At 63.3% G+C, this 8,524-nt stretch carries 9 protein-coding genes; 8 read left to right on the top strand and 1 reads right to left on the bottom strand.

The window, feature by feature from the left end; genetic code table 11:
* The first annotated feature begins 413 nt into the window (after window positions 1-413).
* The 4 genes from HP547_RS24500 to HP547_RS24485 all read left to right on the top strand — a co-directional run bounded on the left by HP547_RS24500 (window position 414) and on the right by HP547_RS24485 (window position 3,934).
* Window positions 414-1,211 (top strand): hydroxymethylpyrimidine/phosphomethylpyrimidine kinase, encoded by a 798-nt coding sequence (locus HP547_RS24500; protein ID WP_172228170.1) that lies wholly within the window; start codon window positions 414-416, stop codon window positions 1,209-1,211.
* Between the two features lie 13 nt (window positions 1,212-1,224).
* Window positions 1,225-1,848 carry a thiamine phosphate synthase gene (gene thiE / locus HP547_RS24495; protein WP_172287935.1) on the top strand — a complete coding sequence of 208 codons (624 nt, stop codon included), beginning with the start codon at window positions 1,225-1,227 and terminating at the stop codon, window positions 1,846-1,848.
* Window positions 1,849-1,864: 16 nt separating this feature from the next.
* On the top strand, window positions 1,865-3,148 hold the full coding sequence (hemL, locus tag HP547_RS24490; RefSeq protein WP_172228174.1) for a glutamate-1-semialdehyde 2,1-aminomutase: 1,284 nt from the start codon (window positions 1,865-1,867) through the stop codon (window positions 3,146-3,148).
* A gap of 240 nt (window positions 3,149-3,388) precedes the next feature.
* A complete protein-coding gene (locus HP547_RS24485) occupies window positions 3,389-3,934 on the top strand; it encodes a tetratricopeptide repeat protein (RefSeq protein WP_172228176.1) in 546 nt (181 codons plus the stop codon).
* Between the two features lie 3 nt (window positions 3,935-3,937).
* Here the strand turns inward: HP547_RS24485 and HP547_RS24480 are convergent, their stop codons facing one another.
* Entirely contained in the window at window positions 3,938-4,264 is a 327-nt protein-coding gene (locus tag HP547_RS24480; protein WP_041167902.1) for a DUF1820 family protein, read from the bottom strand.
* Between the two features lie 250 nt (window positions 4,265-4,514).
* Between HP547_RS24480 and HP547_RS24475 the strand changes: the two genes are divergently transcribed.
* The 4 genes from HP547_RS24475 to lnt are packed head-to-tail and all read left to right on the top strand — an operon-like array spanning window position 4,515 to window position 8,370.
* On the top strand, window positions 4,515-5,513 hold the full coding sequence (locus HP547_RS24475; protein WP_172228178.1) for a PhoH family protein: 999 nt from the start codon (window positions 4,515-4,517) through the stop codon (window positions 5,511-5,513).
* Entirely contained in the window at window positions 5,506-5,979 is a 474-nt protein-coding gene (ybeY, locus tag HP547_RS24470) for an rRNA maturation RNase YbeY (protein WP_172287932.1), read from the top strand. The genes HP547_RS24475 and ybeY overlap by 8 nt, the downstream gene beginning before the upstream one ends.
* Window positions 5,980-6,004: 25 nt before the next feature.
* Entirely contained in the window at window positions 6,005-6,844 is an 840-nt protein-coding gene (locus HP547_RS24465) for an HlyC/CorC family transporter (RefSeq protein WP_172228182.1), read from the top strand.
* Window positions 6,845-6,852: 8 nt separating this feature from the next.
* The gene (gene lnt, locus HP547_RS24460) at window positions 6,853-8,370 is read left to right on the top strand and encodes an apolipoprotein N-acyltransferase (RefSeq protein WP_172287929.1); all 1,518 of its coding nucleotides are present in this window, start codon (window positions 6,853-6,855) and stop codon (window positions 8,368-8,370) included.
* Window positions 8,371-8,524 lie beyond the last annotated feature (154 nt).

Raw genomic sequence — 8,524 nt, 5'->3', positions numbered from 1 at the left:
TGACCTGGGCGATGCTGGCACTGCCGTCGAGGTCTTCATAGACCTGCAGCGCCTTGCCCAACGGAAGGTGCCGGGTAGCGTTGTCGAAATCGACCGCTCCGGCCAGCACGGGCAGCAAGCCCAGAAGCACAATCAGCAAATAGCGCATACAGCCCCAGCATGGCCTGTCCGGTCGCGTCGCGGTTGCCTCCCATCCGTTTGAGACGACGTGATCCGGCAGAACCCGTTTGTCGAGTTATCCGAGCACTCTAGCATAGCTTCGCAACCTGGCAATCGACCATATCAAAAAACAATGAAAAGGCTCTAGAACAATACTTTCAGAAGAAAATCAAAAATAAATCTGACCGATTGATCAGCAAAACTCATTTGTAGGACGATCCGTCCAAACAGGTTTGGTGGTAAGCTCGCCGACCATGAATACCTACAGCTCCCGCCCCGTTGTCCTCTGTCTCTCCGGCCACGACCCAAGTGGCGGCGCCGGCCTGCAGGCAGATATCGAAGCCCTGATCGCCCAAGGCTGTCATGCTGCGCCTGCAGTGACCGCCCTGACCGTGCAGGATACCGTCAACGTTTCCGACTTCCGTGTGCTCGACCGCGAGTGGGTGCTGGCCCAGGCCAACGCCGTACTGGCCGACTCCACGGTGGCCGCCGTCAAGCTGGGCATGCTCGGCTCGATCGACATGGTCGACACCGTCGCCGAACTGCTGGCCGCCCACCCGCACCTGCCGCTGGTCTGCGACCCGGTGTTGCGTGCCGGTGGTGGTGGCCGGCTGGGCAAGGACGAAGTGGGCTACGCCCTGCGCGAACGCCTGCTGCCGCTGGCGACCATCGCCACGCCCAACCTGCCAGAAGCGCGCATCCTCGCCGAACTGCCAGACGGCACGGCTGACGAGTGTGCTGAAAAACTCCTGCGGTTCTGTAGACACCTGCTGATTACCGGTGGTCACGGCGAAGAGCACGAAATTCACAACCGCCTGTACACCCAGGACGGCCAGCAGTACACCTGGACCTGCCAGCGCCTGCCTGGCAGCTACCATGGTTCGGGCTGCACCCTGGCCAGCGCCCTGGCCGGCCGCCTGGCACTCGGCGAGCAATTGCAAAGCGCTGTGCGCACTGCCCTGGACTACACCTGGCGCACCCTGCGTGACGCCGAGCAGCTGGGCAAGGGCCAGTTCGTGCCGCGCCGCCTGCCCCTGGATTACTGTTCCTGATTCGAGGCCTTCAATGACGCTACGCGGTCTGTATGCCATCACCGACAGCCAGCTGCTCGCCGGCCGTTTCCTGTCCCATGTCGAGGCGGCCCTGGAAGGCGGCGTGTGCCTGCTGCAGTACCGCGACAAAAGTGACGACGCGGCGCGCCGCCTGCGCGAAGCCGAAGGGCTGATGAAGCTCTGCGAGCGCTATGGCACCCAGCTGCTCATCAACGATGACGCCGAACTGGCCGCGCGCATGGGCGTCGGCGTGCACCTGGGGCAAACCGACGGCCCGCTGACCCCGGCCCGCGCCCTGCTCGGCCGCCAGGCGATCATCGGCTCCACCTGCCACGCAAGCCTCGACCTGGCCGCTCAGGCCGCCAGCGAAGGCGCCAGCTATGTGGCCTTCGGCCGCTTCTTCAATTCCGTCACCAAGCCGGGCGCCCCTGCTGCCAACGTCGAACTGCTGGAGCAGGCGCGCGCCCAGGTGAAACTGCCGATCGCGGTGATCGGCGGCATCACCCTCGACAACGCCGCCCCGCTGGTCGCCCACGGCGCCGACCTGCTGGCGGTGATCCACGGCCTGTTCGGTGCCGACAGCGCGCAGGAAGTCACCCGCCGCGCCCGCGCCTTCAATGCCTTGTTCGCATCCTGATTCGAGAGAACCTTCCATGTCCCGTTCCGAAGCCCTGTTCGCCCAAGCCCAGAAGCACATCCCCGGTGGCGTCAACTCGCCGGTCCGCGCTTTCAAGAGCGTCGGCGGCACGCCGCTGTTCTTCAAGCATGCCGAAGGCGCCTACGTCGTTGACGAGGACGACAAGCGCTACGTCGACTACGTGGGCTCCTGGGGCCCGATGATCCTCGGCCACGGCCACCCCGAGGTGCTCGATTCGGTACGCAGGCAGCTGGAGCACGGCCTGTCCTACGGCGCGCCGACCGCCATGGAAACCGAAATGGCCGACCTGGTCTGCTCGATCGTGCCTTCAATGGAAATGGTCCGCATGGTCAGCTCGGGCACCGAAGCCACCATGAGCGCCATCCGTCTGGCCCGTGGCTACACGGGCCGCGACGCCATCATCAAGTTCGAAGGTTGCTACCACGGTCACTCCGACAGCCTGCTGGTAAAAGCCGGTTCCGGCCTGCTGACCCAGGGTGTGCCGAGCTCTGCGGGCGTGCCGGCGGACTTCGCCAAGCACACCCTGACCCTGCCGTTCAACGACATCGCTGCAGTCGAGAAGACCCTGGCCGACGTCGGCCAGAGCGTGGCCTGCATCATTGTCGAGCCAGTGGCCGGCAACATGAACTGCGTACCACCGGCGCCAGGCTTCCTTGAGGGGCTGCGCGAACAGTGCGACAAGCATGGCGTGGTGCTGATCTTCGACGAAGTGATGACCGGTTTCCGTGTCTCGCTCGGCGGCGCCCAGGGCCACTACGGCATCAAGCCCGACCTGTCGACCTTCGGCAAGATCGTCGGCGGCGGCATGCCGGTCGGCTGCTTCGGTGGCAAGCGCGAAATCATGGGCTGCATCGCCCCGCTAGGCCCGGTCTACCAGGCGGGCACTTTGTCGGGCAACCCGCTGGCCATGGCCGCAGGCCTCACTACACTCAGGCTGATCAGCCGCCCGGGCTTCCACGCCGAGCTGACCGACTACACCAGCCGCATGCTCGACGGCCTGCAACAGCGCGCCGATGCCGCTGGTGTGCCGTTCGTCACCACCCAGGCGGGCGCCATGTTCGGCCTGTATTTCAGCGGTGCCGACGATATCGTCACCTTCGAAGACGTGATGGCCAGCGATGCCGACCGCTTCAAGCGCTTCTTCCACCTGATGCTTGACGGTGGCGTGTACCTGGCGCCGAGCGCGTTCGAGGCGGGCTTCACTTCCATTGCCCATGGTGACAAAGAGCTGCAGATCACCCTGGATGCGGCGGAAAAGGCTTTTGCTGCCCTGAAGTGATGGTTAGCCTGCACCAGCCTCTTCGCGGGTGAACCCGCTCCCACAGCTTATGTGGTGTAACTTGTGGGAGCGGGTTTACCCGCGAAGAGGCCGGTACAGGCAATAATTATTCATGCACAATCAGCTGACTTCCCCAACCAAGCAGAAATTCGAGTAAAACTTTGTAAGGTTGGCGCTGCTTATCCCATAATGTGCCACCAGAGACATTGGCCGCAGCTTTGCAGAGGTAAGTCGATCCCCATGAACCGCACCGGCCGCGCCCTGACACTGGGCTGCCTGTTGCTTCTTCAGCCCCTGCTGGCCCTGGCGGAGGGCGGTAACTCTTTGCTGATTCCGGCAACGGGCCGCTGCACCTTGAATGTTCAGCCTGAAGACCTGGCAAACGCCCTCAAGGCCTGCGAGCAGACGGCGACGACGGGGGATGCCCAGGCGCAGTTCGAACTGGGCGAGTTCTACTACACGCAAACGCCAAAAAACCTGAACAAGGCGCTGGACTGGTTCCAGAAGGCCTCGCTGCAGGGGCACGCCCAGGCGCAATACCGCCTGGGGGCGATGTTCTTCCACGGCGAAGGGGTCAAGGCCAACAACGTGCAGGCCTACATCCTGCTGAAGATGGCGGCGGTGAACGGCGCCGAAGATGCTCTGGACATGGCCGACGAAGTGACCGAGCAAATGCCCCGCGACGAGCTGGAGCATGCTACCCAGGTGCTCGGCCAGATCTTCCGCAAGTACCTGCTGGAACTGCAGAACGCCGAAGGCCGCACGCCGTTCTCGCCACTCCCCTGAGGGTTATTTTTCCGGCATCGGCATCGGGAACGGCATCACATTGCCGCCGCCCTTGGCCTCGCTGATCTTTGCCGTGCCCAAGCGCTCCACTTCATCGATGCGCACGATCGAGTGCATCGGCACGAAGCTGCGGATCACCCCCTCGAACTGGTTCTTGAGCTTTTCCTCGCTCGGGTCTACCACCAGTTGCGAGCGCTCGCCGAAGACGAACTCCTCGATTTCCAGAAAGCCCCACAGGTCGCTCTGGTAGATCTGCTTGGCATACATCTCGAAGACCTGCCCCTGGTTGAGGAAGATCACTTTATAGATGGCAGGTTCGCGTTTGCTCATGTCTGGCGGGATAACACATGCGTAAGAAAAGGAGCGCATCATAGCAGTGCCGGCCTCTTCGCGGGTGAACCCGCTCCCACAGGTTCTCCACCGGCCTTGAAAACGGCGCAGTACCTGTGGGAGCGGGTTCACCCGCGAAGAGGTCGGAACAGGCAGTACATACCGTTGAACGTTTCAGTGCTTTCGCCACTGCCATTCAAGGGTTATTCTTGAGATCAACTCCATCGCCGTCGAGCGGCTAAAAACGACCTTGAACGCACCCATACAACCCCATCGTTTCATCCTCGAACCTTTCGAGGCCCACCGTTTCGCCAACTTGTGCGGCCAGTTCGACGAGCACCTGCGCCTGATCGAGCAACGCCTGGCCATCGAGATCCGCAACCGCGGCAATCAGTTCGAACTGATCGGCGAACCCAAGACCACCTCCGCAGCCGAACAGCTGCTGCGCCGTCTCTACCGCGAGACCAAGGCCACCGACCTGTCGCCGGAAACGGTCCATCTGTACCTTCAGGAGTCGGCCGTCGAGAACATCGACAACCCGGCCGTCAACGAGGTCAGCGTGTCGCTGCGTACGCGCAAGGGCAATATCCGCCCGCGCGGGCTCAACCAGCAGCGCTACGTGAAGGAAATCCTCGGAAACGACATCAACTTCGGCGTCGGCCCGGCCGGTACCGGCAAGACCTACCTGGCCGTTGCCTGCGCCGTGGATGCGCTGGAGCGCGAGCAAGTGCGCCGTATCCTGCTGGTGCGCCCGGCGGTCGAGGCGGGTGAAAAGCTCGGCTTCCTGCCCGGCGACCTGGCCCAGAAGATCGACCCGTACCTGCGCCCGCTGTACGACGCCCTGTACGAAATGCTCGGCTTCGAGCACGTGGCCAAACTGATCGAACGCCAGGTGATCGAGATTGCCCCGCTGGCCTACATGCGTGGCCGCACCCTGAACAACAGCTTCATCATCCTCGACGAAAGCCAGAACACCACGCTGGAACAGATGAAGATGTTCCTCACCCGGATCGGCTTCGGCTCTACCGCCGTCATTACCGGCGACATCACCCAGGTCGACCTGCCACGTGGTACCAAGTCGGGCCTGGCGCACGTCATCGAAGTGCTGAAGGACGTTCCGGGGATCAGCTTTACCCACTTCCAACCCAAAGATGTGGTTCGTCACCCACTGGTGCAGCGCATTGTCGAGGCCTATGACCGCTTCGAAAGTCGCCAGGCCAACCCCGAGGCGCCCGGCAAAGATGCTTGAACTTGACCTGCAACGGGCCACGGATGCTGCCGCCCCGGATGACACCGCCTTCCGCCGCTGGTGCGAACTGGCCCTGCGCCAGCGCAGCGCCGACTCGGAAATGACCATTCGCCTGGTCGACGAACCCGAGGGCCGCGAGCTGAACCATACCTGGCGGCACAAGGACTACGCGACCAATGTGCTGTCGTTCCCGGCCGACGTGCCCGACGAGCTGCTCGATATCCCGCTGCTGGGCGACCTGGTGATCTGCGTGCCGGTGGTCGAGCGCGAAGCCGCTGAACAAGGCAAGTCACTGGAGGCGCACTGGGCGCACCTGGTCATCCACGGTTGCCTGCACCTGCTTGGCTACGACCACATCGACGATGACGAAGCCGAGGAAATGGAAAGCCTGGAACGGGAATTGCTGGCAGAACTGGGTCACCCCGACCCGTACGCCGACGATGAAACCGACTCACTCACACACTGATACACGAAGGATCACGAGAACCGCCATGAGCGAAGATCGATCGAGCAACGGGCAAAAGTCCTGGCTGGGTAAACTGACCCAGGCTTTTGCCCATGAGCCGAAAAACCGCCAGGAGCTCCTTGAGCTGCTGCGCGAAGCCCATCAGAACAAACTGCTGGACAGCGAAGCGCTGACCATTGTCGAAGGCGCCATACAGGTGGCCGACCTGCAGGTGCGCGACATCATGGTGCCGCGCTCGCAGATGATCAGCATCAAGGCCAGCCAGTCGCCGCGCGAATTCCTGCCGGCAGTGATCGAGGCCGCGCACTCGCGCTACCCGGTCATCGGCGAAAGCCACGACGATGTGCTCGGCATCCTGCTCGCCAAGGACCTGCTGCCGCTGATCCTCAAGGAAAACGGCGACAGCTTCAACATCAAGGACCTGCTGCGCCCGGCCACCTTCGTGCCCGAGTCCAAGCGCCTGAACGTGCTGCTGCGCGAGTTCCGTGCCAACCATAACCACATGGCCATCGTCATCGACGAATATGGCGGTGTGGCCGGCCTGGTCACCATCGAGGACGTGCTCGAGCAGATCGTCGGTGATATCGAGGACGAGCACGACGTCGAGGAAGACAGCTACATCAAGCCGCTGCCAAGCGGTGACTTCCTGGTCAAGGCACTGACCCCGATCGACAACTTCAACGAGTTCTTCGACAGCGAGTTCTCCGATGATGAGTTCGACACGGTCGGCGGCCTGGTGATGAGCGCCTTCGGCCACCTGCCCAAGCGCAACGAAACCACCGAGATCGGTTCGTACAAGTTCCGTATTCTCAACGCCGACAGCCGGCGGATACACTTGCTGCGCCTGACCCCGATTACCCGTTAAGGACAAACATGCGTTGGCTCACCCGCCCCGGCTGGCCCGGTAACCTGCTGGCCTTGGCGGCCGGCGCTTCCACCCTCCTGGCCCTGGCGCCATTCGATATCTGGCCGCTGGCCATCTTGTCGATTGCCATGCTCTACCTTGGCCTGCGCGAGCTCAGCCCGCGCCAGGCCATGTGGCGTGGCTGGTGGTTCGGCTTCGGCCTGTATGGCGCCGGCACCTGGTGGATCTACGTCAGCATGAACACCTACGGCGGTGCCTCGCCGCTGCTGGCAATCCTGCTGTTGCTGGCGTTCTTCGCAGCCCTGGCGTGGTTTTTCGCCCTGCCGACCTGGTTGTGGGCACGCTGGCTGCGGCGCAACGAAGCGCCATTGGCCGATGCCCTGTGCTTCGCCGCCCTGTGGCTGCTGCAAGAGGCGTTCCGCGGCTGGTTCCTGACCGGTTTCCCCTGGCTTTATGCCGGCTACAGCCAGCTGGATGGCCCGCTGGCCGGCCTGGCGCCGCTGGGTGGCGTATGGCTGGTGTCCTTCACCCTGGCCCTCACCGCCGCCCTGCTGTGCAACCTGCATCGCCTGCGCGCCCGCCCGTCGTTTCTGGCTGTCGGCTGCCTGTTGCTGCTGGCGCCTTGGGTACTGGGCCTGGCGCTCAAGGGCCATGCCTGGACCAAGCCGGCTGGCGACCCTCTCAAGGTTGCGGCTATCCAGGGTAACGTCGAGCAGGAAGTCAAATGGGACCCGGCGCACATTGACGCGCAGCTGGCGCTGTACCGTGACCTGAGCTTCAGCTCCAGGCCGGTCGACCTGCTGATCTGGCCGGAAACCGCAGTGCCGGTGCTGAAGGACCAGGCCCAGGGCTACATCGACGTGATGGGCCGGTTCGCCGCCGAGCGGCATTCGGCGCTGATCACCGGCGTGCCGGTGCGTGAAGTGGTGCACCACCAGCGCCGCTACTACAACGGCATTACCGTTACCGGCGAGGGCGATGGTACTTACCTCAAGCAGAAACTGGTGCCGTTTGGCGAATACGTGCCGCTGCAAGACATGCTGCGGGGTGCCATCGAGTTCTTCAACCTGCCCATGTCGGACTTCGCCCGCGGGCCGGAAGACCAGCCGTTGCTGCAGGCCAAGGGCTATCAGATCGCGCCGTATATCTGCTACGAAGTGGTCTACCCCGAATTCGCAGCCGGCCTGGCAGCGCGCAGCGACCTGCTGCTGACCATCAGCAACGACACCTGGTTCGGCACCTCGATCGGCCCGTTGCAGCACCTGCAGATGGCGCAGATGCGCGCCCTTGAAGCCGGCCGCTGGATGATCCGCGCCACCAACAACGGCGTCACCGCGCTGATCGACCCGTTTGGCCGCATTACCACGCAGGTGCCGCAGTTTCAGCAGGCGGTGCTGTATGGCGAGGTGGTGCCGATGCAGCAACTGACGCCGTACCTGCAATGGCGCTCGTGGCCGCTGGCCATCGTTTGTGTGCTGCTGCTGGGGTGGGCGCTGCTGGCCGGGCGTATTGCCAAGACTGTGTGAGTTTTCCTGTACCGGCCTCTTCGCGGGTGAACCCGCTCCCACAGGTACACCGCAGGCCATGGGTTTGTGCGGTCTCTGTGGGAGCGGGTTGCTGATCGATGACTTCCTGTTCGTCAACACTGCGCGCAGCGTCAACGTGTGCAACGCACCGTCG

It is taken from the genome of Pseudomonas sp. CM27 (genome assembly GCF_013179515.1).
Lineage (GTDB): Bacteria > Pseudomonadota > Gammaproteobacteria > Pseudomonadales > Pseudomonadaceae > Aquipseudomonas.
Note: the sequence above shows the minus strand (reverse complement) of the source record. Positions and strands in the feature narration are given on the sequence as shown.

What these genes read in the sequence shown, in the direction of transcription:
- HP547_RS24500 (WP_172228170.1), top strand. Translation starts at nt 414, where the DNA reads ATGAATACCTACAGCTCCCGCCCCGTTGTCCTCTGTCTCTCCGGCCAC.
- hemL (WP_172228174.1), top strand. Translation starts at nt 1,865, where the DNA reads ATGTCCCGTTCCGAAGCCCTGTTCGCCCAAGCCCAGAAGCACATCCCC.
- HP547_RS24465 (WP_172228182.1), top strand. Translation starts at nt 6,005, where the DNA reads ATGAGCGAAGATCGATCGAGCAACGGGCAAAAGTCCTGGCTGGGTAAA.
- ybeY (WP_172287932.1), top strand. Translation starts at nt 5,506, where the DNA reads ATGCTTGAACTTGACCTGCAACGGGCCACGGATGCTGCCGCCCCGGAT.
- thiE (WP_172287935.1), top strand. Translation starts at nt 1,225, where the DNA reads ATGACGCTACGCGGTCTGTATGCCATCACCGACAGCCAGCTGCTCGCC.
- lnt (WP_172287929.1), top strand. Translation starts at nt 6,853, where the DNA reads ATGCGTTGGCTCACCCGCCCCGGCTGGCCCGGTAACCTGCTGGCCTTG.
- HP547_RS24480 (WP_041167902.1), bottom strand. Translation starts at nt 4,264, where the DNA reads ATGAGCAAACGCGAACCTGCCATCTATAAAGTGATCTTCCTCAACCAG.
- HP547_RS24485 (WP_172228176.1), top strand. Translation starts at nt 3,389, where the DNA reads ATGAACCGCACCGGCCGCGCCCTGACACTGGGCTGCCTGTTGCTTCTT.